Here is a 23971-nt window from a genome sequence, read left to right on the forward strand (position 1 = left end):
AATTGATGATGAATCAGCCCTCAAGGAGCCACTCCTGAAAACGTTCGTTGACGGCGTCGTAGTTTTTCGACCACCACACTTCATCACGACGTTGCAGACCTTCGAGGTTTTTTGGATAGGTGGTAAGCAGTTCAGCCTTGCTCTGCTCGATTTTCTGCAAAGCATTGGCGTTGCTTGGGCCGTTACTGGTCATCGCGGAATAGACCGCCTGACGATCCGGATGCATACAGAAGCGCACAAACGCCTGCGCCTGTTTGAGCTTTGGCGTACCGGCAACAATCGACCAGCCATCCACGCTGTAGGTGCCTTGCCAGTCAATCTTCACCGGTGCCCCCGCCTTAATCGCGGCGATGGCGCGCGCATTCCAGGTGTCGGACATATCCACTTCGCCGCTCTGCAGCAATTGGGTGTTTTGCGCCCCGTTGGACCACCATACGGACACTGACTGGCGGATCTTGCTCATCGACTTCATGGCACGTTCAATATCCAGCGGGTAGAGGTCTTTGGGTGCCACGCCATCGGCCAGCAGCGCCATCTCCAGCGTGCCGCTCGGCGAGCGGTACAGTGCGCGACGTCCGGGGAATTTCTCGGTATCCCAGTAATCTGCCCAGCCTTTCGGTGCTTCGCCTTTGAATCTGTCAGTACGGTAGGCCATCACCGTTCCCCACACTGAGAAACCGAACCAGTTCCCGGTCAGCATGCCCGGCAAAATGTCTTTACTGTCAGTGATATCCAGCGGGGCGATGTAGTTTTTATCCTGCGTCAGGCGCTGTACGTTGTCCGGCGTGACCATGGCCAGATCCCAGATGTGCGAACCCGCATCTACCGCGACTTTGAACTGGGTCACCGGCTCGGATTCATGTGCCACATTGGTGATACGGATGCCGGTCTCTTTCTCGAAAGGATCGTAAAAAGCGGCGCGCAACGCGGGCGCAATCGCCCCGCCGTTGTCGGCGATAATCAGGGTGTTGTCCGCCGAGAAGGCGCGGGGGATCCACAACGACGGCGCTGACAGCGCTGCCCCGGTCACGGCAACGGTTTTAATAAAATCTCGCCGGCTGGCGGGTTTCTTGAACATGACTCGTGACTCCGTATGCTGTTGAAAAAGTAGAGGGTCAAACGAAACGTGCTGGTATTGCAGGGGTTAGCCAGGGATAAGGCGGGCATGTGAGGGCTGCCAGTGCAGGAACACGCGCTCACCTAACTGCCGCGGTGTGTTACCGGTGCTTTGCCGCGCCGTCATTAAGGCTCCGCTGGCAAGTTTGATGAGCAAACGGGTTTCCGAGCCGACATAAATCGTCTCTACCACTTCGCCATGCAGGTAGCCGCTGTGCTCGGTGAGTTCGATATGCTCCGGGCGGATCACCATAACCGCATGCTGATGATCACGCCCGGTGGGCGGCGCAGGCAGCGGCAGTTGTCCGTCCGGGCACATCAGGTGGCCGCCGGCGGTAATCTGGCCGCTGAGCTTATTCGAGATGCCGATGAAATCGGCGACAAAGGCGGTGCGGGGGCTTTCGTAGATCTCAACCGGGGTACCAATTTGCTCAATACGCCCGGCGTTCATCAGGCAGACACGGTCGGAAAGCGCCAGCGCCTCTTCCTGATCGTGCGTCACAAAAATGATGGTGGCACCGGTTTCGCGGTGGATGCGTTTGATCTCCACCTGCATGTTCTCGCGCAGCTGGCGATCCAGCGCCGAAAGGGATTCATCCATCAAAATCAGCGAGGGCTGATACACCAGGCAGCGCGCCAGGGCGACCCGCTGTTGTTGCCCGCCCGAGAGTTCACGCGGGAAACGGTGCCCGAAGCCGGCAAGCCCGACCATGTCCAGCGCGCGGGCCACTTGCGTACGGATTTCCGCTGCATTAACCCGGCGCATCTGCAGCGGGAACGCGATGTTTTCTTCCACGGTGAGGTGAGGAAAAAGTGCGTAGTTCTGGAACACCACGCCAATATCACGCTGGTGGGTAGGGGCCCAGGTTTTATTAATGCCATCAATGAACAGTTCACCCCCGCCCGGCTCTGTTAATCCGCAGATCAATTGCAACAGCGTGGTTTTACCGGAACCTGAAGGCCCCAGCAGCGTCAATAGTTCACCGGTATGCACGTTAAGATCGACCGGGTGTAAGGCCGTGGTTGCACCATATTTTTTCATTAACCCTTCGGTGCGCATTTTTATTTCAGGCACAACGGCAGATGAATGGGTTTCATCCTTATGAGAGAAATAAGGCATTTAGCACTCCTGGCGCAGGTGATGAAAAATGTATTTATTACTTGCGAATGAAACTGACTACTTATAATTATCCTTACACCCAATCCTGAATTTTAATTTTGGGTTAACTATTGTTTTTTCCCTGAATTCACTATGCATGCGCAACATTGGCGCTTGCAACAATTAAATATATTCTCTGACCCTCGGAAAAATCTATCCAATGATTTACGGTGGTTTTTCAAAAGGATGGGTGATTTTTGCGTATTAAAATAGGGCATATTTTAAAATATATGTGATTCAGGGGGATTATATTCCCCCTCTGATTAATCGCGATAAATAAACGTGCGCACTAAAAAAAGGCAATATGCGTTCTTTGATGATGCAGGGCATGTCAACATAGTGCAGTCATGTCAACATAGTGCAGCTCTGTCAATGTAGTGCAGCCCTGTCACGTGATAAGGAGAGTTAATAACGTGATGAAACTTGATTATAATACTTACTTATAATAGTGGTTACACTCTATTTATAATGCCCGGCGGCGTTAATAAGCAGTGCATCCGGCAGTTACGACAGCCGCTTGCCGCTCTCTTTATCAAACAGATGCAAATGCGTGACATCAATGGCTAATGCCAGGGGATCGCCCGGCTGAGCCGTAATACGCCCGGCGAACTGCACATGCAACGGCAAGCCCTGCCAGTCAAGATGCAGTAAGCTGGATTCACCGGTTATCTCAACAATTTTCACCGTGGTCTGTAAGGCGGGCGCATCGGCCAGAGCAAAATGGTGAGGGCGGATGCCCACTGACACGGACTTATTTCCCTGACGTGCAGCGGCGTCATGCCACGCCTCCGGCAGCGGTAAACAATACCCGCCAATCACCACGCTCCGGATGCCGTTCTGCTCCGTCAGCGTGCCTTCGAGCAGGTTCATCGGGGGAGAGCCAATAAAACGGGCGACGAAGGTATCGACAGGGCGATCGTAAATCTCTAACGGACTGCCCTGTTGAACAATCACCCCTTCGCGCATCACCACAATCTGGTCGGCCAGGGTCATCGCTTCCACCTGGTCATGGGTAACGTACACCATGGTCGTTTTGAACCGCTGGTGAAGGGATTTGATCTCCGCCCGCAACTCCATGCGCAATTGCGCATCCAGGTTAGAAAGCGGCTCATCGAACAGGAAAACCTTAGGGTTTCTCACCATGGCCCGGCCCATCGCCACGCGCTGACGCTGGCCGCCGGATAACGCGCGGGGATAACGGCCCAGCAATTTATCTATCCCGAGAATGCCCGCAATACGCGTGATTTTGCTTTGTTGCTCCTCGCGCTTAATTTTTTTGGCCTGCATATGAAATGCCAGGTTTTCGGCCACGGTGAGGTGGGGGTAGAGCGCGTAACTTTGGAATACCATGGCGATATCACGGTCGGCAGGATCGCGATCGTTGATCTGCTGGTTATCCATCAGAATGGCCCCGTCAGTGACGCTGTCTAACCCTGCCAGCAACCTGAGCAGGGTGGACTTCCCGCAGCCGGACGGGCCAACGAGCACCGTAAAGCTCCCGTCAGGGATGGTCAGATCGAGCGGCTGCAACACCACATTTTTGCCATAACGGCGTGAAACTTTTACCAGTTCAACTCTTGCCATAATCATTGTTCCCCAAAATGTCGCGCTAACCTTTGCTGCCGCCGCTGGCCAGCCCACTGACCAACGATTTTTGTAACCAGATGGCGATGAGGAGCGGCGGTAATGAAGCCAGGATCCCCACTGCCGCAATCAACCCATCATCCGTGGCTCGCCCGGCGGTGAATCCGGCAATGGTCACCGGCAGCGTTTGTGCCGTGATATTGCTGGTATACAACAGGGCATAGAAAAACTCGTCCCAGGCCATCAGCCAGCCGAACAGGGCCGACGCGCCCAGCACGGGTTTCGCCAGCGGCAGGGTGATGCGCAGCAACACCTGCCAGAAACGCAGGCCATCCAGCCGTGCCGCCTGCTCTATGTCCTGCGGCAAGGTGTCAAACTGGTTCTTCAACATCCAGGTCAGGAACGGGAGTATCAGCGAGCAATACACCAGAATCAGGCCGATATGGGTGTTAAGCAGGTTCAGCTGTTGCAACACAAAGTAGAGCGGGAGCACGAAGGCGACCGGCGGCACCATGTAAATCGCCAGACAGGTGAACAACCAGCCATCGCGGCCGCGATAACGGGAAAAACTGAACGCCGCAGGCACCGCCAGCAGCAGCGACACCGCGGTTGCACCACAGGCCACCAGCAAACTGTTGAGCAAAGCCTTTAAGAACAGCTGGCCCGGCTGACCGGGTGCCAGGGATAACAGGCTGACATAGCGGGAAAAATCCCAGTGCTGCGGCAGCCACCTGAGGGGGATGCGGGTCAGGTCAGCGGTTGAGCTGACGCTCATTAAAAACAGCCAGGCCATCGGTGCAAGGATAGTGAGCGCAATGAATAACGCGGCCGCATAGCGCAAAACAGTGTGAATGTTACGTTTCACTGGCGTTACTCCGCTGGCGTTGACGCAGCAGCATCAACATGTAAAGGGCGATCAGCACGCTGCACATCAGCGTCATCAGGATGGCGTACGCCGCCCCGCTGCCCGCACGCAAATAACTGAATGACTCCTGATAGACGAAGAAACTCAGCGTCTTGGTGCTGTCCACCGGGCCGCCGCGCGTCATGACATAAATGATGTCGAACACTTTAAAGGCGTCGATGGTGCGTAACACCAGGGCCACACTGAGCGGCCCGGCAATCGCGGGCAGGGTGATTGCCCGGAATCGCCGCATCGGGGAGGCCCCATCAAGCCGGGCCGCCTCATAAAGGTCTTCGGGAATGGATTGCATCGCCGCCAGCACCAGCAAGGTGATCAAGGGATAGTTCTTCCAGATATCCGCCAGCATGACCGCGTTGAGCGCAGAGTCGGGCGTACCCAGCCAGCTGCGGTAATGATCCAGTATCCCCAGCTGCGTCAGCAGCGCATTGATACTGCCGTAATCGGGGTTGAAATTGAGCCGCCACATCATCGCATTGACGATGGTCGGCAGCGCCCACGGCAGGATCACCAGCACGCGCAGGATATTGCGGCCATAAAACCGCTGGTTGAGCAGCAGCGCGACCAACACCCCGATGACGCCTTCAATCAGTACCGACACCACGGTGAAATATAACGTCCTGCCCACCGAGGCCAGGAAATCGGGATCGGTCAGGGCGAAAAGATAGTTATCGATGCCGACCGGGTTGACACTTTCAGCGCCGGCGATCAGCGCGGCATCCGTAAAGCTGAGCCATATCGTGCGGAGCAATGGCCAGCCGGTAAGCAGAAACATCATCACCAGCATGGGTGCCAGCAGCACCCATGCCTGACGATGCTCACGTTGTTGCAAACTGAGCATGAACTTTCCTTACCGCAGGCGTGCCGCGCTTTTTGTCATTTCCTGCATCCCCGCTTCCGGCGTTGTCTGCCCCATCAGGATCTGCTGGAGACGCTGTTGCAGCATATTCGACAGCTGTGAGTAAGCGGGAATAATCGGGCGCATCAACATCACGTTGAGCGCCTTGTCTGCCGCATCAATCAAGGCTTCCTGGCCCTGGCGCACCGCCGGATCCTGATAGGATGATTTCCAGATAGGCAAGCTCAGGCGGGCATAGTTATTCTGGACGGGTTGTGAGGTCAGATAGGTAATATAATTCCAGGCTTGCTCAGGGTGGGCGCTGGCCTGCGTTACGCCCAGGCCCATGGAGCCGTTCATGGAGGCCACGTCCCCCGGTGATTCGCCGGGTGCCGGCATAATGCCGATGTCACCGGCGACCTTGCTCTGTTTAGGATCGTTGGCAAGGTTGTACATATAGGTCCAGTTAAGGGCAAAGGCGGCATCGCCGTTGGAGAACACCTTGCGGACATCCTCTTCCAGATACTCATTGGAGTTAGGGTTGGTCACCCCTTTATCCAGCGACGCTTTCATAAAGGTCACGGCTTTCAGTGCGCCCGGCGAGGTAAAGGTCAGCTTGCCATCCTGATAAAACCCGCCCTTAAACGCAGAAACCATGGTCGTGTAATCACAAATCAACGCTTCCGCCTGTGACCAGCTCCAGACAAGGGGGTACTTAACAATGCCTTTCTGCTTCAGGATCGCCGAGTCTTCTATCACCTGCGCCCAGCTGGTGGGCGGTGTGGTAATACCCGCTTTTGCCAGCATGGCTTTGTTGTAATAAAGATATTTGGTATCAAGGATCCACGGCATCCCGTACTGTTTGTCTTTCCAGGTCACCGTATTGAGCGCCCCGGTGAATATTTTGCTCTTAATCTCCGGCGTAAAGTCTGCAGAGACATCTTTCAACATATTGAAGCGGCTGAATTCTGCCGGCCACATATCATCGAATAACACCACATCATAGCCATGGCTCCCCGCGCCCCGGGCGGCAACAATCTTGTCGTGCAGTGCCTCGTAAGGCACAAATTCCAGGTTTATGTGCACGTCTGGGTGCTGCTTCTCGTAATCAGCGGTCATCGCGCGGATATCGCTCTCACTGTACGCAGACTGTGACATAAAGAGTGCGCTGAGCTCCGTTTTGGCGCTGGCATAGCCGGAAATCAGCAGTGCGGCCAGACATCCGCTGAACTGCAGGGTGACGCGTCTTTTCATTCTGACTCTCCAAATACAGGTGAAGTAGTGGCCGGTGAAGAGGAACTTCATCAGCCCTGGCCGCACGATGACGTGCAATAAAGGTTACGGATGAGGAAGCCTGATCGTCGGCAGTAACGCCGCGCCCAGTGCGCCCGCCACATCGCCGAGGGAAGACGACATAATGTTTTCCGGCAGGCGGTAGCCGGGTGCCCTTTGCAGGGCGGCGTCTAAGCCGTGGCTAAACAGCGGTAACAGCGCAGCGGCACTTCCGCTTAATACCGTGAGATCGGGCCCATAGAGCGTCAGCAGGGTAGACAGCCCGCGGCCGACGCGTTCGCCATACTCGTGCAACAGCGCGGCGATGCGCGGCTCCGTTGCCGATTTTTCTTTCAATACCTCAACCGTCAGCTGGGGCCAGTCGAGCGCCGGCATCACCTGCCGCAACGCCTCTTGCAGCCAGCTGCGTGATGCCTCCTGTTCCCAGCAACCCGTCACGCCGCAGTAACAACGCTGCCCGTTGCCTGACACCGGGATATGCCCCGCTTCAGGATGGCGGTCATCAGCGGTACGGAAGGGGTGCCCGTTGTCCAGCAGTGCAACGCCGATGCCGGTACCGAGCGTGACCATCAACATGCGCTTGCTCCCCACCCCAGCACCGGCGTGATACTCCCCTAATGCCGCGACCACCGCATCGTTATCAATGGCTGCGGGCACATTGAGGCGCTGCTGCATCTCGTCGAGTAAGGGGAAAAAAGAGAAACAGGCGAGCGTGTCATCATTTTCAATCACGCCGCTGCGGTTATTAACCGGCCCGCTTGCGCCAATCCCCAGCGACACGATCTGCCCATCCGCCGGGCAAAGTTGCTGTAACCGGTTTACCAGCTCACCGCTGCGTTGGGTTTTGGGTAACGCCTCAAACGATGCCGTAGGCAGCGTCAGGCCAGCCACTTCACGCAGCCCCTCCAGCAGAATAAGCCGGGTGCCGGTGCCCCCCATATCAATGCCGGCGCGCAGCAGGCGAACTGGCGTAGTCATAGGGTTACCGTGATTTTTTTGCCGAAAAGAAACTCTCCCGGCACCATGCCGTTACCCCTGGCCAACACAACGGTCAGTTGCTGGACATACAGCATGGCGTAGAGTAACCGCACCAGCTCATCATCGTCAGGCGTCGGCAGCAGTTCACTACCGGCGTAAGCGTGGGGGCCAACGGAAATGACCTGCGTGCCGTTACGTTGCAAATCTTCTGCCAACTGAATTAACGTCGGCTCGCTGCCGTCACCAAACAGCAACGCCGTCATCTGTTCGCCGGAGGTCTCCATCGGGCCATGCCGGAACTCGCCGCCAATAAACCCTTCCGCACTGACTTTTGAGGACTCCTTGGTAATCAACGCCCCGGTCATCGCGGTGGCTGCATCGGCACCGATACCAATCATCGTTAATTTGGGTTGGGTACGAAGGAAGAAGCCGTCAGCAACCGGCTTGATGAGCGGTGGGTGTGCCAGCCACTCAGCGATGGGTGTGAGATGTGACGCCAGTTTATCCACCAGGGGTTGATCGCGCTCACCGGACAAAATGGCCAGGATGCGATAGGCGGCAACCAGCGTATTGAGGTAACTTTTGGCGCTGACCGTCGCTTCATCGCCACTGCGCAACTCCACCAGAATATCGGCCCGCTTAGCCAGTATGCTGTTGATATCATTGGTCACGGCAATCAGCGTGCGCGGTGTGGTGATGATATCGAGCAGTTTTACCACCTCCCCGCTCATGCCCGATTGCGAAGTCACCCACAGGAGGCTGTCAGCGGTGATCAAATCGGGCATATCGAGCAGGCGACCGGCATCAATGCGCCAGACCGGCAAACCCCGGGCAATCAGTGCCCGTTCAACCGGGATCAGCGCATAGTCCGAGGAGCCCATCCCGGCCAGGATGATCCGGTCATACTGCTGTAAATCCAGGTCATGAAGTTCAGCAGGGAGCGTGTAGTTCAGCTGCTCGCGCAGGGCGTCGGGTTGCTGAAGAATATCTTTCTCATAAGCACTAAGAACGGACATGGGTCATTCCTGATTGATGAAATATGCTTCAACATACACTGCACGAATTTGTGCAGTCAATGCATGGTTTCATTCAAAAAACTTATGACAGCGAAAATAAGCGCGGCATGGCTGCACGCTTTTAGTGACTTTTGAGCGAAAAAAGGGATACTATGCACACATTCGTGTATTAAATGGAGTTGACAGATGACCGCCGCGGAGCGACGTAAACAGATCCTTGCGATGACTAACGAGAAGGGATACCTCAATGCCGCCGAGCTGTCGGCCCATTTTGGGGTAGACAGCTCCACGATCCGGCGCGACCTCTCCCTGCTTGAGAAGAGCGGGCACGTTATGCGTACGCATGGCGGCCTGTTGCCCGTGGAGACATCCAGCCACGCAGACACGCCTTACAGTGTGCGGCGGCAGATGAACGGTGGGGCGAAACGCGCCATTGGCGAGTATGCCGCCAGCCTGGTTCAGGATGGGCAATCTTTAATTCTGGATAATGGCTCCAGCGTATTTGAGCTGGCCCTGGCGCTTAAAGACAGGAAGAATCTGACGGTCTTAACCAATGATATTTATACCGCGTTTACGCTCAGCCATTACCCCGGGATTACCCTGCATGTGACAGGCGGCGTCATGCTGGATAACGTCTATACCCTGGTGGGCCAGGATACCCTCAATAAAATCGACAGCATGCACGTTGACTGGGCATTTTTAGGCGCTGAAGGTGTTCATCATGAACGGGGTTTAACCAACATCAACACCGTGGAAATTCCCGTGAAACAGGCGATGATCCGGGCAGCGGATAAAACCGTCGTGCTGGCTGACAGCAGTAAAATAGGGTATCGCGCCCTGTCACACGTGTGTGATTTAGACGAGATTGCGCTCATTATTTCTGATAATAGCCAGCCGATTAAGCAACGTGCGCACTATGGCGATAAGCTGCATATCGTGCCGCTATAACCTCCCCGGCGGCGGCCTGTGACTTCCCCTTCAGCGGTTGCCCCCGCCCAACCGGGCGGGGGAGCCGTCAGGCCGCATTTTAATGCAGTGCACCATGTTAACTCCCCGTTTTAGTGAAACCCCCCTCCCGGTAACGCCTTATTTGCCGCCTGATTAAGGAAAAAATTGTGGCATGGCCTTTGCTTGATAATTTTAAAGCAGCGCAACATACAATTTGTGATTGACCAATAGCTGGCTAGGGTTCCGGTTCACGCAGGTGAATGTCTGGTCCGAGAGCCGGCGACCTCCACAGAGGTTACACGGCGGGACAAAAACCCGGGAGACAGCAGCACCCTATGGTGTCGCGCTGCTCCCGTTTTTTTGTGCCAAACCGAGGTCAACATGAAATCTTCATCATTAATGCGTTCCTTTATCCTGTCTGTTGCGCTGATTACCAGTTTTCCCTCCTTAGCGGCGGCTAAAAAAGAATTCAATATCTGCTGGACGATCTATGCCGGATGGATGCCGTGGGGCACCCTCAGCAACGAGAAAATCATCGATAAATGGGCCGACAAATACGGCATCAAGATAAATATCGTGCAGCTCAACGATTACATCGAATCCATTAACCAGTACACGGCCGGCCAGTTTGATGGCTGCACGATGACCAACATGGACGCCCTGACCATCCCGGCGGCCGGCGGCGTCGACAGCACCGCGCTGCTCACAGGCAGCTACTCCGAGGGTAACGATGGCGTGGTGCTTAAGGGCGCAGGCAAAACCCTTTCAGACCTGAAAGGCATGAACGTGTATTTACCGGCGCTCTCGGTTTCGCACTACCTGCTGGTGCGCGGGCTGGAAAAAGCCGGGCTGGCGGAGAAGGACGTGAAGGTGGTCAACACGTCCGATGCCGATATCGTCTCTGCCTTTAACACCGGCAGCGTCCGGGCCGCGGTTGCCTGGAACCCGCAGTTGTCGGTAATCAAAAGCGTGCCGGACACCACGGAAGTCTTCAGCTCTGCTCAGGTACCGGGCGAACTGATTGACATGATGGTAGTGAATACCCAAACCCTGAAAGAAAACCCCGCACTCGGCAAAGCCCTGACCGGCGCCTGGTTTGAAATCATGGCCAAAATGCAGGCGGGTGACACGCGGCTGTTAAGTGCCATGGCAGCGGACTCAGGCACTGACCTTGCGGGCTATCAGGCGCAGCTGAAGACCACCCACCTTTTCTGGACGCCGGCCGAGATGATGACGTTTATCACGGCCAAAGATCTGCCGGACGTCATGCAGCGCGTGGCTCAGTTCTCCTATGACAAAGGCTTGCTGGGCGAGGGCGCACCGGGTGCTGACTTCATTGGCATGACCTTCCCCGGCAATGTGACGCTGGGCGATCAGGGCAATATAAAACTGCGGTTCGACAGCAGCTTCCTGAAGATGGCTGTCGCGGGTCAGCTTTAATTCATGACCACGGGAGCCCATGCCATGAGATATATCAACCGGCACCCCCGGAAGGGGGCGCAAATTATGCTGATGCTACTGCCTTTCGTGCTGATCATCGCGGCCTGGTTCATTGGGTCGGCCGTCCGGCTTGAGGCTAACCCGCATGACAAATTGCTGCCGGGCCTGACGCAGATGGCAGATGCCGTAGAGAGAATGGCGTTCACGCCGGACAGACGCAGCGGTGACTACCTGTTATGGGCAGACACGGCGGCCAGCCTGCTCCGCTTGCTGGCCGGCCTGGCCCTCTCTTCGTTGCTGGGATTAAGCATCGGCATTATTGCCGGCGTCTTCCCGGTTTACCGTGCCGCGCTGTCGCCGCTGATGACGGTGGTATCGATGATCCCGCCGCTGGCGATTCTGCCCATGCTGTTTATCGTATTCGGCCTGGATGAGCTGTCCAAGATCGTACTTATCGTGATTGGGATCACGCCGATGCTGGCCCGGGATCTGGAACAACGGGCACGGGAGATCCCACAGGAGCTGTTTATCAAAGCGCAGACGCTGGGTGCCAACAGCTGGACGCTGATTTTACGCATCGTATTGCCGCAACTGCTCTCCCGGCTGATTACCTCGGTACGGCTGTTGCTGGGTTCCGCCTGGTTATTTCTTATCTCTGCAGAAGCGATATCCGCCACGGCCGGTCTCGGTTACCGCATTTTTCTCGTGCGCCGGTATATGGCGATGGACGTGATTATCCCTTACGTCATCTGGATCACGCTGCTGGCCTGGCTGATGGATGTTGCGCTGCGGAAGCTGCACAACCTCTGTTTCCCCTGGGCCGAAGGGGAGCGGAAATGAGCTTTATTACGATAAAAAACATCTGGCAGGAGTATGGCGACCACGTTGTGCTGGAGCGGATCAATTTACAGGTACAGGCGGGGGAGTTCTGCTCCATGGTGGGGGCCTCCGGCTGTGGGAAATCCACCTTCCTGCGCCTGCTGCTGGGCCAGGAGCGTGCGACGCGCGGCGAAATCCTGCTCGACGGCGTCCCGCTGAACGCGGAGCCGGACAGGAGCCGGGGCGTGGTTTTCCAGCGCTATTCCGTCTTTCCCCACCTGAACGTGCTGGACAACGTGGCAGTAGGCTTTGAACTGCCCGCTTCGCCCCTTTTCGGCCGGCTGTTCGGGCAACGTAAACGGGCGGCGCGCGAACGGGCTGCCGGGATGCTGGAGAAAGTGGGGTTAAGCCATGTGCTTTCCCACTACCCGGCGCAGCTTTCAGGCGGCATGCAGCAACGCCTGGCGATTGCCCAGGCCTTCGTGATGCAGCCGCGCGTTCTGTTACTGGACGAACCTTTCGGCGCGCTCGATCCCGGCATCCGCAAGGATATGCATGCCCTCCTGCTACAGCTCTGGGGCGAAACGAAAATGACGGTATTTATGGTCACGCACGACCTGCCTGAAGGGTTCAATCTGGGCACCCGCCTGCTGGTGTTCGACAAGCTGCGGCACGACCCGCAGGCACCCAATGCGTACGGCGCGGGCATCACCTACGACATTCCGCTCAATGAAACCCGGCTGTCGGAGATGCTCGCCGCCCGCGCTGACCACCATCTACATTCCCTGAGGAGTTAACACATGCAACCCACGCTTCATACCGGCCCTGCTCTGCGTGAAGAACATCTTCCCGGCGGCGGCCACTATTCCTTTATTTTACGGCGCGGGCAGATCCTGCGCATGACGGACATTGAAGGCGGCGCCAACGTCAGCATGATGATGCTCAATGCCCATGAAAAAAGTGAACGCCTGAACCTGCCGGACACCCTGAAAGGCCAGCACACCGCCCGCCTGACCACCGGCCACTGCTTCTACTCCGACATGGGGCGCGTGCTGGCCGGGATTGTGGCGGACAGCTGCGGCTGGCACGACCCGTTTGGCGGGGTGCTGAATGCGCAGGAAACCCGTGAAAAGTATGGGGAAGGGCGCTATCAGGAGCAGCGTAACCATTTTTACCGTAACGGCACGGATAACCTGCTGGTGGAAATGGGCAAGTGGGACATGCGGCTAGAGGATTTGCTGATGGTCATCAACTTTTTCAGCAAGGTGACCGTGGATGACAGCGGCAACTTCGCCTTTTACCATGGCCACTCCGGCCCCGGCAGCTATGTTGAGCTCTTTGCGATGATGGACACCCTGATCGTTCTCACGGCGTTGCCGCACCCGCTCGACCCCGCCACGCAGTATGCGCCCCTGCCGGTTCACCTGAGCTGGTATCAGGCTGACGATGAGCAGGCCGCCATTCAGCGGCTGCATTCCCGCCCGGAAAATCAGCGGGCTTTTGCGAATACCGCGCTCTGGGCCAGGTAAAAGGAGATCATGATGAGTCTGACCGTTAGCCCGTTAAATCCGGCGGAAGCCCTGTTCCGCCATACCATCCCGGCCGGGGAACCCTACCTGTTTGAGGTGAAAAAGGGCCAGACCGTACGCCTGCATGACCTCGAAGGGAATCAGGCGATCGATACGCTGTTCTATAACGCTGATGAGCCGCGTGAGCGTTACGACCCGCAGCGCACCCTGCGCCGTCAGGGCAATGCCTACCTGACCACCGGCAGCGTGTTGTACTCCAATCTCGGCAACCCGCTGCTGACCATCACGGCCGATACCTGCGGCAGGCACGATACGCTCGGCGGTGCCTGCTCCCAGGAGAGCAATACCGTGCGCTACGACCAGGATAAGCGCTATATGCACAGCTGCCGGGATAATTTTCTCTGTGCCTCGCTGCATGATGGCCGGCTGCAAAAGCGCGACATCGGCGCCAACATTAACTTTTTCATGAACGTGCCGGTCACGCCGGAAGGCGGCCTGACGTTTGCGGACGGCATTTCTGCACCGGGCAAATATGTTGAATTGCTCGCGCACGGTAACGTCATTGTGTTGATCTCCAACTGCCCGCAGCTCAATAACCCCTGTAACGGCTGGAACCCGACCCCTGCTGAAGTCCTGGTCTGGGGCTGACCCCTTCAGGACGGTGGGGAAGATTTTTTAGCCGGTTTTCAGGGCGCGGGCCTGTACCCGGCATATAGGCATCAACACCGGGCAGTGGTTTACTTTTCCTTGCTCATGCCCCCCTGTGGACGACCTCAGGGCGAATCAATTTTTGCGGGACGACCCGCCAAAATATGAGTGCGCTCCATGTTCAGCAAACTTCTTATTGCCAACCGCGGTGCGATCGCCTGCCGCATCCTCCGGACCCTGCGCGGGATGCAGGTACCCGGCGTTGCCGTCTATTCCGAAGCGGATCTCAGCAGCCTGCATGTGCGTGAAGCCGATGAGGCTATCAGCCTCGGTGAAGGGCCGGCGGCACAGACGTATCTGGTTATCGAAAAAATCATCGGGGCCGCAAAGCGCAGCGGCGCTGAGGCGATCCACCCGGGTTATGGCTTCCTCTCGGAAAATGCCGCCTTTGCCGAAGCCTGTGAAGCGGCGGGCCTGGTATTTATTGGCCCCACGCCTGCGCAGTTACGCACCTTTGGCCTCAAGCACACCGCCCGTGCGCTGGCTAAAAACCAGGGCGTGCCGATGCTGGAAGGCACCGGTCTTCTGGCTGACAGCCGTGAAGCCTGCCTCGCAGCAGAAACCGTAGGCTATCCGGTTATGCTCAAAAGTACCGCCGGCGGTGGGGGTATCGGGATGCGGGTATGCCATAACGCCGCAGAACTGACGGAGGCTTTTGCCGCCGTACAACGCCTGGGCCAGAATAACTTCAGTGATGACGGCGTATTCCTGGAAAAATACATTTCCCGCGCCCGCCATCTTGAAGTGCAAATTTTTGGGGACGGCAACGGGGCGGTGATCGCACTGGGTGTGCGTGACTGTTCGGTTCAGCGCCGGAATCAGAAAGTCATCGAGGAAACGCCTGCGCCCAATCTGCCTGAGGGCATGGCAGAAGCGCTGTGTGACGCCGCCATCGCGCTCGGCAAGGCGGTAAATTATCGCAGTGCCGGCACCGTCGAGTTTGTTTACGACAGCGCGGCAGAGACGTTTTATTTTCTGGAAGTGAACACCCGCCTGCAGGTTGAGCATGGCGTCACGGAGCAGGTCTGGGGTGTTGATCTGGTTCGCTGGATGATTGAACTGGCCGCGAATGCCTTACCGCCGCTTGATACGCTTTTCAACGGGTTGACGCCTCATGGCCATGCGATACAGGCGCGCCTTTACGCGGAAGACCCGGGCCGCAACTTTCAGCCTTCACCCGGCCTGCTCACCGAGGTGGCCTTCCCGGATGCTGACGGCAAAACGTTACGCGTTGATCGCTGGATTGAAGCCGGTTGTGAGGTTCCCCCCTTTTTCGACCCCATGCTCGCGAAAATCATCGCCTGGCACCCAAGCCGCGACGCGGCGATTGAAGGCCTGTCCGCGGCACTGGCCGGCACCCGGTTATATGGTGTGGAAACCAACCGCCAGTATCTGCAGCAGATCCTCGCCTATGCGCCTTTCAGTGAGGGCATTGCCTGGACACGCTGCCTGGAGCAGCTGAGCTATCGGGCCTTAACGGTGGAGGTGCTGTCGGCGGGGACGCAAACCACCCTGCAGGACTACCCAGGGCGGCTGGGATATTGGGCGGTGGGGGTGCCGCCCTCGGGGCCGATGGACGATCGCGCATTGCGTTTGGGCAACCGGCTGCTGGGCAACCCGGAAGGGGAGGTGGCGCTGGAAATCACGCTCACCGGCCCCGTGCTGAAGTTCAATACCCGCACCCTGGCGGTGATCAGCGGGGCACCGGTGGCGGCTTCGCTGGACGGGGAACGGGTCGCCATGCACCGTGTCTTCGCGATCCCGGCAGGCGGGACGTTACACATCGGTGCGGTGGAGGGCGCGGGCGTCAGAAGTTATCTCTGCCTGCACGGCGGCATTAAGGTGCCCGGGTATCTCGGCAGCAAAAGTACCTTTACGCTGGGCCAGTTTGGCGGGCATGCCGGGCGGGCATTGCGCAGCGGTGATGTGCTGCACCTGTCAGACGCGGGGGACGGCCAGCCAGGCGCCGCGCTTTCCCCGGCACTGTACCCCCCGCTGCCTGCCGTGCGCACCCTCAGGGTTATTTACGGGCCGCACGGCGCGCCTGAATTCTTCGCTGAAGAGTATATAAAGACGTTCTTTGCCACCGACTGGGAAGTGCATTTCAACTCCAGCCGGACGGGCGTGCGGCTGATTGGCCCCAAACCGGTCTGGGCGCGTGAGAGCGGCGGCGAGGCGGGCCTGCACCCTTCAAACATCCATGATAATCCTTACGCGGTCGGTGCCGTGGATTTTACCGGGGATATGCCGGTGATCCTCGGGCCGGACGGCCCCAGCCTGGGCGGGTTTGTCTGCCCGGTGACGGTGATTGAGGCCGATCTCTGGCAACTCGGCCAGCTTAACGCCGGTGATAAGGTGCGCTTTGTCCCGGTGGATCTCACCACGGCACGCCAGCTGGCCAAAGGCCGTCGGGAAGAGCTGGCGTCATTAACAGCAGTTGAGACACCGTGGCAGCCGGCACCGCTGGTCTCCCCCATCATCATGACGCAGGGTGAGGCCGATAAACGCCTTATTGCCCGGCTCTCCGGGGATACGCATGTCCTGCTTGAAGCGGGCGAGGCTGAACTGGATCTGGTGCTGCGTTTTCGTATTCACGCCCTGATGCAGGCGCTGGAAGCGGCCTCGCTTGAGGGCATCATCGACATCACGCCCGGCATCCGTTCCCTCCAGGTGCATTATCAGCCCGAGACACGGCCGCTGAGCACGTTACTTGATGAGATTTTCCGGCAGTGGGAAACGGTCTGCATGACCGACGATTTGCAGGTGCCCACACGCATTGTGCATTTGCCGCTGTCATGGGACGACCCCGCCTGCCGTACCGCCATCGAAAAATACATGACCACCGTGCGGCGGGATGCGCCCTGGTGCCCAAGTAACCTCGAGTTTATCCGCCGCATAAACGATTTGCCCGATGAGCAGGCTGTCTGGAACACGGTATTTGATGCCAGCTATCTGGTGCTGGGGCTGGGGGATGTTTACCTGGGCGCACCGGTGGCCACGCCCCTGGATCCACGCCACCGGCTGGTGACAACCAAATACAACCCGGCACGCACCTGGACGGCAGAAAACTCGGTGGGCATTGGCGGAGCGTATCTTTGCGTTTATGGCATGGAGGGGCCGGGCGGCTACCAGTTTGTCGGCCGTACGCTTCAGATGTGGAACCGTTATCACGAGGTTGCGGATTTTGCGGGCAAACCCTGGCTGTTGCGCTTCTTTGACCAGCTGCGTTTTTATCCGGTGTCGGCCGAGGAGCTGCTGGCGATCCGCCGTGATTTCCCGCTCGGGCGTTATCCGCTGCGTATTGAGCACAGCACCCTTTGCCTGTCGGATTATCAGCAGTTCCTCTCACGTGAAGCCGACAGTATTGCGGCCTTCCGGGACGGTCAGCAGAAGGCATTCAACGCCGAACGCGAACGGTGGATAGCCAGCGGGCAGGCGCATTTTGACAGTCAGGAGGTGCAGGCTGAGCCGGAGGAGGAAGTACCGCTGGCCGCCGGCCAGCTGGGTGTGGAAAGCCCTGTCTCCGGCAACGTATGGCAGGTACAGGTGCTGCCGGGCCGTAAAGTCCGTGCCGGTGAGGTGCTCATGATCCTCGAGTCCATGAAAATGGAGATCCCGCTCACCGCCCCCTGTGACGGCATTGTCCAGCAGATCGGTATCCAGCCAGGTGCGCCTGTCCGCGCCGGGCAGCGTGTGATGGTGATCACCGGGGAGAAGATCTGAGGACAGCCACGTCGGGGCGCCGGGGCACCCGGCGCATTGGCGTCACGACGAGCGCATCACCTGCGCCCGTCGCTGGCGCTGCTCGCTCCAGACGGCAAAGATGCCCGCCAGCGCCACAATGGACGCCCCTGCCAGGGTGGACGGGCCGGGCAAGCTGTCAAGGAACAGGTAGCCAATCACCATCGACCACACCAGCGTGGTGTAGTCGAACGGCGCGAGCAGCGAGGCATCAGTGTAACGCAGGCTGAGGGTAATCAGGATTTGTGCCATACCGCCAAAAAATCCACAGCCCATTAACAGCAACAACTGTAAGGGCGTCGGCATCACCCAGCCAAAACAGAGGGTAAACAGCCCAATCATCATGGTCATCAGCGAAAAATAAAAAACGATCGCGCCGGGCTTTTCAATGCCGTTAAGGAAGCGGATCTGCACATTCGAGGTCGCTGAACACAGCGCGGCGACCAGGGCAAACAGCGCGCCCAGGCCCGCACCTGCGCCGGCACCCTGGGCGGCAAATAAAGCGCTGCCGGCGGTCAAATTCGCGGAAAGCATGATGATAATCCCCGAAAAACCCACCACCACCGCCAGCCAGCGGGAGATGCGCACAGTCTCTTTCAACAACAGGGCCGCCATGATCACGGTAAATAACGGGGCGGCGTAACTGATGGCGGTGGCATCGGCCAGAGAAAGATAAACCAGCGCCATATAGTTAAAATACATGCCGCCGGTGCCGGAAAAGCCCCGGATTAAATGGCCGCCGATATTTTTTGTTTTAAGGCTCTCCATCATGTTGCCCTGAATCTTCAGCCAGATGAGCAAGGGCATCAGGGCGACAAAGGATCGGAAGAAAATCACCTCACCGGTGGGGATAGCCCCCTGCAACCCTTTGACACAGGCCAGCATAAGTGTTGCACAGAGGGCCGAGAGTATTTTTAGTGAAATCCCTATTCTGGCATTCATTCTTTTACCTGCAGGTTTACCGGGGGGCGCAGCGGGCGCGCTTTACCGGGGTACCTTATGGCGCAGCCGCGTGTCAGGGTTAAGATAATTTCGTTCTGCCCGGATAGTTTTTGCTTATCACCGCCGGTCATATAAATCCCCTATCTCCCGACACGGTTTCCCTCTTACCGGTAAAAAAGCGACGTCGTTATAGTCAGAAAACCGCCTGATACCGCGTTTAGGTAAACACTCACCACCGCCGCTGCGGCAGACCGATACTCATGGGGAATTCAGAATGACAATCAAGAAATACTCGTCTCTTGCGCTGGCCTTGCCCGCCCTGCTGGCCTTCTCATCGGCACAGGCGGATTTACTCTCTGAGGTGAAAGCACGCGGGGAATTGAAATGTGCCGTCTACTCTGACGTGCCGCCGTTCTCCTCACCCGACCCCCAAACCCGCCAGCTGGTGGGCATGGATGTCGATTTGTGCCACGCGCTGGGCCGGCAGATGGGGGTGAAAACCACGCTGATGCCCACCTCCGTCGAAGCGCGTATCGCGGTAATCGCCACCGGGCGGGCGGATGTGCTGATCGCCAACCTGGCGTACACCAAAACACGCGGTAAACAGATTCAGTTCAGCGACCCGTACTATGTGGCGAAAGAGATGCTGCTGGTGAAACAACCGAACGCGGATAAAACTCTGGCAGATTTCAAAGGGAAGCGCATCAGTGCCACCAAAGGCACCACCTCTGAGCAGTCCATCCACCTCAAGGGCGGCAAAGCGGTAACCTTCCAGGATTCCGCATCCGCCTTCCTGGCGTTGGAGCAGAACAAAGCCGTGGGCTTCGTCACCAACACCATGACCGCCATAAAAATGATCAACCAGGCGAAAAAAGGGGGGGTCGCCCTGGCGATGGTCAAAGAGCCGATGGCGCTGGAGCCGATTGGCATCGGCATGAAGCGTGATGAACCGGCTCTGCTGGCCAGCGTCAATACCAGCCTGAAAGCGATGGATGATAACGGCACCATCGACAAAATCTGGGCAACCTGGATCGGGCCGGACACCGAATACCGCATGGTGCGTGAGGAGCGCGTGCAACCGCTCGCCAGCCTGAACTTTGAACCGCTGGAATAATCATGGTGCTGTCACGCGCGGATTCCCGCGCCCTCACCGTGTTGCCTGTACACGACAAGGAGGGCATCCGGCTCTCCACCATGGGCAGCCGCGCCTGGCTGGCAGAAACCACCGGCGCGTTTGACCTGCACGCGCAGCGCCGCATCTGGTCGCTGGCGCGGGCGCTGTCACACTATGATGACGTGGAGTCGCTGATCCCGGGCGTCACCAACCTGTTGGTGTTATTGCGCACCACACCGGCCGATCCTGATGCCATTGAATATCGCCTGCATCAGCTGTGGCAGCAGGCGCAGGCCGTGGAGGCGCAAGGCAAGCTGATTGACATCCCGGTCTGCTACGGCGGTGAGCACGCCTGCGACCTGGAGGCCGTATGCCGCCATACCGGCTTCAGCGCGCAGGAAGTGGTCCGCCGCCATTATCAGGGGGCGTACACGGTATGCGCGCTCGGCAGCGCACCGGGATTTGGCTATCTCCATGGCCTTGACCCGTTGCTTGCCACGCCACGTAAACAAGTGCCGTCGTTACATATGCTAAAAGGCACCGTCACCATTGGCGGGCCACAGGCGGGTGTCTCGGTGCTGACCGGGCCGAATGGCTGGAATGCAATCGGTTATGCCGAGATTACGGTATTTGATCCCTGGGCTGACAGCCCGGCGCTGATGGCACCGGGTGACAGGGTTCGCTTCGTGCCGGAGAGGATTGAGCTGTGATTGAGATTGAACAGAGCGCGGCCCTGAATACCGTCCAGGATTTGGGGCGTCCCGCCTTTCGCCACCTGGGGGTATCAGTGAGCGGGGTCATGGACCCGCTGGCGCTGCGTGCCGGCAATATCCTGCTGGGCAACGATGAAAATGCCGCCGCGATTGAAGTGCAGATGTTCCCGTTCCGCGTGCGGTTTGCGGCCGATACCTCCATATCCCTTACCGGTGCCGACTGCCGCGCCCGGCTGGACGGCGTTGAACTGCCGGCATGGTGGGGCTGTGCGGTAAAACGGGGCCAGGTGCTGGAGATGCGTTACCCGCGCCACGGCGCGCGCGGCTACCTGTGCGTGGCAGGCGGTATTGATGTGCCGCCGGTGCTGGGCTCGCGCAGTACCGCACTGCGCGGCAGCTTCGGCGGGTTTGATGGGCGTCCGTTACAGCGCGGAGACCGGCTTGCCACCGGCATCGCCACCGCGCCGCCGCTGTCGCCCGGCGGCATCGGTATTGAACCGCCGGAGCAGGCGATGCCTCAGGCATTTACACGCAACAGCGCTGGGCTGGTCACCGTCCGTGCCATTCCGTCGGGAGAGTATCCGCTGTTTGCCGCTGATGCCGGACGCTTCTGGCAACAGCCCTGGCAGGTCTCCCGGCAGAGTAACCGCACCGGCTACCGTCTGGCCGGTGCGCCGATCTTCCCGGCGAAAACGGTGGAGATGCGCTCCTATGGCCTGATCCCGGGCATTGTGCAGGTGCCGCCCGCCGGGGAGCCGATTATTCAACTCAGTGATGCCAATACCGCAGGCGGTTACCCGAAGATCGCCTGTGTTATCGAAGAGGATTTGTGGCGGCTGGGCCAGGTGCAACCCGGCCAGTCAATTCAGCTGGTCAGGAGTGACGCGCAGGGCGCGATTGCCGCTCGCCAGGCGATTGACCACTGGATTGCAACCGTGCGTGACAGCGTCTCACTGTTCTCATCTGTAGCCAATTTTTAACAGGACAACCGCATGAAAATTGACATAAATTCTGATATGGGCGAAGGGTTTGGGGTGTATCAGCTGTGTGATGACGCCGCCCTGATGAAGAGGGTGTCATCAGCCAATATCGCCTGCGGCTTTCATGCGGGTGACCCGGCGATCATGACGCGTATGGTGCGGCTGGCGAAAGCGCATGGCGTCGGCATCGGTGCCCATCCCGGGTTCCCGGATCGGCAGGGTTTTGGCCGCAAAGCGCTGCCTTTCAGCGCGGATGAGATCTGCCAGCAGGTCATCTACCAACTCGGGGCGCTGCGTGCCATTGCTCAGGTGGAAGGCACACGGGTAGCGCATGTCAGTTTCCATGCAGCGATGGGCACGATGATTAACCGCGACGCGGCGTTGGCCTCACAGGTCATGCAGGCGATTGCACGTATTGATCCGATGCTCATTATCTTCTCACAGCCCGATACCCTGATTGAACGCGCCGCCGCCGCTGCGGGCTTGCCTGCCATGACGCTATTTCTCGCTGACCGGGCCTACGATGCCAACGGCGGGCTGGTACCGCGTGGCGTGGCGGGGGCGGTTATCACCGGGGAGCAGGCAGTGCGGGCGCGGGTCCGCCAGTTTTTGCAGCACGGCACCGTAACCACCCTTGAAGGTGAGTTACTGCCGATCCGCGCACGCTCTATCCTGATCCACAGTGATACGCCGGGCTCGGTCGAACTGGCTGGCGTGGTACGCAGTGAAATTGATGCCAACGGCGATTGCATTGCCCCCGCCGCTGACGTGCTGGCGCAGTAATAAAGCAGGAATAAAAAGGGGACCGCCCGGCCCCCTCTCTTCCCCCACGGTACCCTTAACGGCAACCCGCGCAGAAGGCGGCGATCCGGTCACAACCGGTGTGCAGCCGTTCCATGCTGGTGGCGTAAGAGAGCCGGAAATAGGGGCTCATGCCGTACGCCGCGCCCGGTACCGTCACCACATGCTGCTCTTCAATCAGCGCCATCACGAAATCCGCGTCATTGTTGATTTTACGCCCCGCCGCGCTGGTTTTCCCGATAACGTCTGCGATATTCACAAACAGATAAAACGCGCCCTGCGGGGTATGGCAACGCACACCGGGGATCGCGGCCAGCCGTTCCAGCACGTAATCACGCCGCTCGCGGTAAATGGCCGCCCGTGCTTTCAGCAGATCCTGCGGGCCATCCAGTACCGCGACTGCCGCCGCCTGCGTCAGCGTGGTGACGCCCCCGCTGTTCTGGGTGTTCACATTGCTCATCGCGTTGATTAACGGGGCCGGGCCGCCACAAAATCCCAGCCGCCAGCCGGTCATGGAATAGGCTTTCGACACGCCGTTAACCGTCAGGACACGGTTGTAGAGGCGCGGTTCAACCTGCGCCAGCGTCCAGAACGTTATGTCGTCATAGATCAGGTGTTCGTAGATATCGTCAGTCAGTATCCAGACGTGCTCATGGCGCAGCATCACCTCCGCCATGGCACGCAGCTCATCAAGGCCGGCCACCGAACCGGTAGGATTGCTGGGATAGTTAATCAGCAGCCATTTGGTCTTCTGGGTGATAGCGGCCTCGAGATCGGCGGGCAGCGGCTTGAAGCCGTGTTCCTCGTGGCAGGCCACCGGCACCGGCGTCCCCCCGGCAAATTTCACGATATCCGCATAGCTTATCCAGGAAGGAGTCGGGATCACTACCTCATCGCCGGGATTGAGGGTTGCCATCATGGCATTAAAGATAATCTGCTTGGCCCCGCCGGCGGTGAGGATCTGGCTGATGTCATAATGCAGTTCATTATCACGCAGGAATTTGCGCTGAATGGCCGCCCGTAAAGCGGGCGTGCCGTCCGTGGGCGGGTAACGCGTATCGCCTGCGCGTGCGGCGGCATAGGCGGCCTCTGTGGCGTGTTCCGGCGTCGGAAAATCCGGCTCGCCGGTGGAAAGCCCGACAACATCGACGCCCTGCGCGGCGAGATCGCGCGCTTTTTGCGTCATGGCAACGGAGGCAGAAACAGAAACATGGGTTAAGCGATCGGCAATATCAGGCATGGCGCACTCATTCCAGGTGGCTGGTCAGAAAGCCGCGGGCGAAAGCCTCTGCGGCAGCAAGGTTCAGACCGAGAATAGGGCGGGGGCGGC

General features: G+C 58.4%; 21 protein-coding genes and 1 riboswitch. Of the genes, 11 read left to right on the forward strand and 10 right to left on the reverse strand.

All coding sequences use genetic code 11. The features are described from left to right. Positions 1–13 precede the first annotated feature (13 nt). From CYR55_RS14890 to CYR55_RS14925, 8 genes are all read right to left on the reverse strand, one after another. The gene (locus tag CYR55_RS14890; protein WP_101817159.1) at positions 14–1078 is read right to left on the reverse strand and encodes an extracellular solute-binding protein; all 1065 of its coding nucleotides are present in this window, start codon (positions 1076–1078) and stop codon (positions 14–16) included. A 66-nt stretch (positions 1079–1144) separates the two neighbouring features. After that, positions 1145–2236 carry an ABC transporter ATP-binding protein gene (locus tag CYR55_RS14895; RefSeq protein ID WP_101817161.1) on the reverse strand — a complete coding sequence of 364 codons (1092 nt, stop codon included), beginning with the start codon at positions 2234–2236 and terminating at the stop codon, positions 1145–1147. A gap of 543 nt (positions 2237–2779) precedes the next feature. Continuing rightward, positions 2780–3859 carry an ABC transporter ATP-binding protein gene (locus CYR55_RS14900; protein WP_101817220.1) on the reverse strand — a complete coding sequence of 360 codons (1080 nt, stop codon included), beginning with the start codon at positions 3857–3859 and terminating at the stop codon, positions 2780–2782. Positions 3860–3884: 25 nt separating this feature from the next. Further along, positions 3885–4724, reverse strand: a complete 840-nt coding sequence (locus CYR55_RS14905) for a carbohydrate ABC transporter permease (RefSeq protein WP_101817163.1) — start codon at positions 4722–4724, stop codon at positions 3885–3887. Next, a complete protein-coding gene (locus CYR55_RS14910; RefSeq protein WP_101817165.1) occupies positions 4714–5622 on the reverse strand; it encodes a carbohydrate ABC transporter permease in 909 nt (302 codons plus the stop codon). Before CYR55_RS14910 ends, CYR55_RS14905 begins: the two co-directional genes overlap by 11 nt. A gap of 9 nt (positions 5623–5631) precedes the next feature. Then, on the reverse strand, positions 5632–6873 hold the full coding sequence (locus CYR55_RS14915) for an extracellular solute-binding protein (protein ID WP_101817167.1): 1242 nt from the start codon (positions 6871–6873) through the stop codon (positions 5632–5634). Positions 6874–6957: 84 nt separating this feature from the next. Further along, entirely contained in the window at positions 6958–7890 is a 933-nt protein-coding gene (locus tag CYR55_RS14920; RefSeq protein WP_101817170.1) for an ROK family protein, read from the reverse strand. Next, positions 7887–8906 (reverse strand): SIS domain-containing protein, encoded by a 1020-nt coding sequence (locus CYR55_RS14925; RefSeq protein WP_101817172.1) that lies wholly within the window; start codon positions 8904–8906, stop codon positions 7887–7889. Before CYR55_RS14925 ends, CYR55_RS14920 begins: the two co-directional genes overlap by 4 nt. Positions 8907–9092: 186 nt before the next feature. Between CYR55_RS14925 and CYR55_RS14930 the strand changes: the two genes are divergently transcribed. The 7 genes from CYR55_RS14930 to uca all read left to right on the forward strand — a co-directional run bounded on the left by CYR55_RS14930 (position 9093) and on the right by uca (position 18073). Beyond that, complete coding sequence (locus CYR55_RS14930; RefSeq protein ID WP_101817175.1) at positions 9093–9854, forward strand: DeoR/GlpR family DNA-binding transcription regulator; 762 nt, start codon at positions 9093–9095, stop codon at positions 9852–9854. A gap of 224 nt (positions 9855–10078) precedes the next feature. Beyond that, positions 10079–10178, forward strand: a riboswitch (guanidine-I (ykkC/yxkD leader). Between the two features lie 57 nt (positions 10179–10235). Beyond that, positions 10236–11294, forward strand: a complete 1059-nt coding sequence (locus tag CYR55_RS14935; protein WP_101817177.1) for a putative urea ABC transporter substrate-binding protein — start codon at positions 10236–10238, stop codon at positions 11292–11294. A 24-nt stretch (positions 11295–11318) separates the two neighbouring features. Beyond that, complete coding sequence (locus CYR55_RS14940; RefSeq protein WP_101817178.1) at positions 11319–12134, forward strand: ABC transporter permease; 816 nt, start codon at positions 11319–11321, stop codon at positions 12132–12134. Then, entirely contained in the window at positions 12131–12910 is a 780-nt protein-coding gene (locus CYR55_RS14945) for an ATP-binding cassette domain-containing protein (protein WP_101817179.1), read from the forward strand. Before CYR55_RS14940 ends, CYR55_RS14945 begins: the two co-directional genes overlap by 4 nt. A gap of 3 nt (positions 12911–12913) precedes the next feature. Beyond that, positions 12914–13642, forward strand: a complete 729-nt coding sequence (locus tag CYR55_RS14950) for an urea amidolyase associated protein UAAP1 (RefSeq protein WP_101817180.1) — start codon at positions 12914–12916, stop codon at positions 13640–13642. A 12-nt stretch (positions 13643–13654) separates the two neighbouring features. Then, positions 13655–14290 carry an urea amidolyase associated protein UAAP2 gene (locus CYR55_RS14955; protein ID WP_101817181.1) on the forward strand — a complete coding sequence of 212 codons (636 nt, stop codon included), beginning with the start codon at positions 13655–13657 and terminating at the stop codon, positions 14288–14290. Positions 14291–14467: 177 nt separating this feature from the next. Further along, on the forward strand, positions 14468–18073 hold the full coding sequence (gene uca / locus CYR55_RS14960; RefSeq protein WP_101817182.1) for an urea carboxylase: 3606 nt from the start codon (positions 14468–14470) through the stop codon (positions 18071–18073). A 42-nt stretch (positions 18074–18115) separates the two neighbouring features. Here the strand turns inward: uca and CYR55_RS14965 are convergent, their stop codons facing one another. Beyond that, positions 18116–19033: a DMT family transporter gene (locus tag CYR55_RS14965; RefSeq protein WP_101817183.1), complete on the reverse strand. Its 918-nt coding sequence runs from the start codon at positions 19031–19033 to the stop codon at positions 18116–18118. 274 nt (positions 19034–19307) lie between these two features. Between CYR55_RS14965 and CYR55_RS14970 the strand changes: the two genes are divergently transcribed. From CYR55_RS14970 to CYR55_RS14985, 4 genes are all read left to right on the forward strand, one after another. Next, entirely contained in the window at positions 19308–20147 is an 840-nt protein-coding gene (locus tag CYR55_RS14970; RefSeq protein ID WP_101817184.1) for a transporter substrate-binding domain-containing protein, read from the forward strand. An 80-nt stretch (positions 20148–20227) separates the two neighbouring features. Then, positions 20228–20857, forward strand: coding sequence for a 5-oxoprolinase subunit PxpB (pxpB, locus tag CYR55_RS14975; protein ID WP_101817221.1), 630 nt, complete (start codon positions 20228–20230; stop codon positions 20855–20857). Next, a complete protein-coding gene (locus tag CYR55_RS14980; RefSeq protein WP_101817185.1) occupies positions 20854–21840 on the forward strand; it encodes a 5-oxoprolinase subunit C family protein in 987 nt (328 codons plus the stop codon). The genes pxpB and CYR55_RS14980 overlap by 4 nt, the downstream gene beginning before the upstream one ends. Before the next feature lie 12 nt (positions 21841–21852). Beyond that, a complete protein-coding gene (locus tag CYR55_RS14985; protein ID WP_101817186.1) occupies positions 21853–22623 on the forward strand; it encodes a 5-oxoprolinase subunit PxpA in 771 nt (256 codons plus the stop codon). Positions 22624–22678: 55 nt separating this feature from the next. Here the strand turns inward: CYR55_RS14985 and CYR55_RS14990 are convergent, their stop codons facing one another. Continuing rightward, complete coding sequence (locus CYR55_RS14990) at positions 22679–23881, reverse strand: pyridoxal phosphate-dependent aminotransferase (protein WP_101817187.1); 1203 nt, start codon at positions 23879–23881, stop codon at positions 22679–22681. Between the last annotated feature and the right edge of the window lie 90 nt (positions 23882–23971).

It is taken from the genome of Chimaeribacter californicus, from assembly GCF_002858675.1.
In the GTDB taxonomy this organism is placed as follows: Bacteria; Pseudomonadota; Gammaproteobacteria; order Enterobacterales; family Enterobacteriaceae; genus Chimaeribacter; species Chimaeribacter californicus.

Coding starts and splice junctions, on each gene's coding strand:
- CYR55_RS14890 (WP_101817159.1), bottom strand. CDS start 1,078: ATGTTCAAGAAACCCGCCAGCCGGCGAGATTTTATTAAAACCGTTGCC.
- CYR55_RS14895 (WP_101817161.1), bottom strand. CDS start 2,236: ATGCCTTATTTCTCTCATAAGGATGAAACCCATTCATCTGCCGTTGTG.
- CYR55_RS14900 (WP_101817220.1), bottom strand. CDS start 3,859: ATGGCAAGAGTTGAACTGGTAAAAGTTTCACGCCGTTATGGCAAAAAT.
- CYR55_RS14910 (WP_101817165.1), bottom strand. CDS start 5,622: ATGCTCAGTTTGCAACAACGTGAGCATCGTCAGGCATGGGTGCTGCTG.
- CYR55_RS14915 (WP_101817167.1), bottom strand. CDS start 6,873: ATGAAAAGACGCGTCACCCTGCAGTTCAGCGGATGTCTGGCCGCACTG.
- CYR55_RS14920 (WP_101817170.1), bottom strand. CDS start 7,890: ATGACTACGCCAGTTCGCCTGCTGCGCGCCGGCATTGATATGGGGGGC.
- CYR55_RS14925 (WP_101817172.1), bottom strand. CDS start 8,906: ATGTCCGTTCTTAGTGCTTATGAGAAAGATATTCTTCAGCAACCCGAC.
- CYR55_RS14930 (WP_101817175.1), top strand. CDS start 9,093: ATGACCGCCGCGGAGCGACGTAAACAGATCCTTGCGATGACTAACGAG.
- CYR55_RS14935 (WP_101817177.1), top strand. CDS start 10,236: ATGAAATCTTCATCATTAATGCGTTCCTTTATCCTGTCTGTTGCGCTG.
- CYR55_RS14940 (WP_101817178.1), top strand. CDS start 11,319: ATGAGATATATCAACCGGCACCCCCGGAAGGGGGCGCAAATTATGCTG.
- CYR55_RS14945 (WP_101817179.1), top strand. CDS start 12,131: ATGAGCTTTATTACGATAAAAAACATCTGGCAGGAGTATGGCGACCAC.
- CYR55_RS14950 (WP_101817180.1), top strand. CDS start 12,914: ATGCAACCCACGCTTCATACCGGCCCTGCTCTGCGTGAAGAACATCTT.
- CYR55_RS14955 (WP_101817181.1), top strand. CDS start 13,655: ATGAGTCTGACCGTTAGCCCGTTAAATCCGGCGGAAGCCCTGTTCCGC.
- uca (WP_101817182.1), top strand. CDS start 14,468: ATGTTCAGCAAACTTCTTATTGCCAACCGCGGTGCGATCGCCTGCCGC.
- CYR55_RS14965 (WP_101817183.1), bottom strand. CDS start 19,033: ATGAATGCCAGAATAGGGATTTCACTAAAAATACTCTCGGCCCTCTGT.
- CYR55_RS14970 (WP_101817184.1), top strand. CDS start 19,308: ATGACAATCAAGAAATACTCGTCTCTTGCGCTGGCCTTGCCCGCCCTG.
- pxpB (WP_101817221.1), top strand. CDS start 20,228: ATGGGCAGCCGCGCCTGGCTGGCAGAAACCACCGGCGCGTTTGACCTG.
- CYR55_RS14985 (WP_101817186.1), top strand. CDS start 21,853: ATGAAAATTGACATAAATTCTGATATGGGCGAAGGGTTTGGGGTGTAT.
- CYR55_RS14990 (WP_101817187.1), bottom strand. CDS start 23,881: ATGCCTGATATTGCCGATCGCTTAACCCATGTTTCTGTTTCTGCCTCC.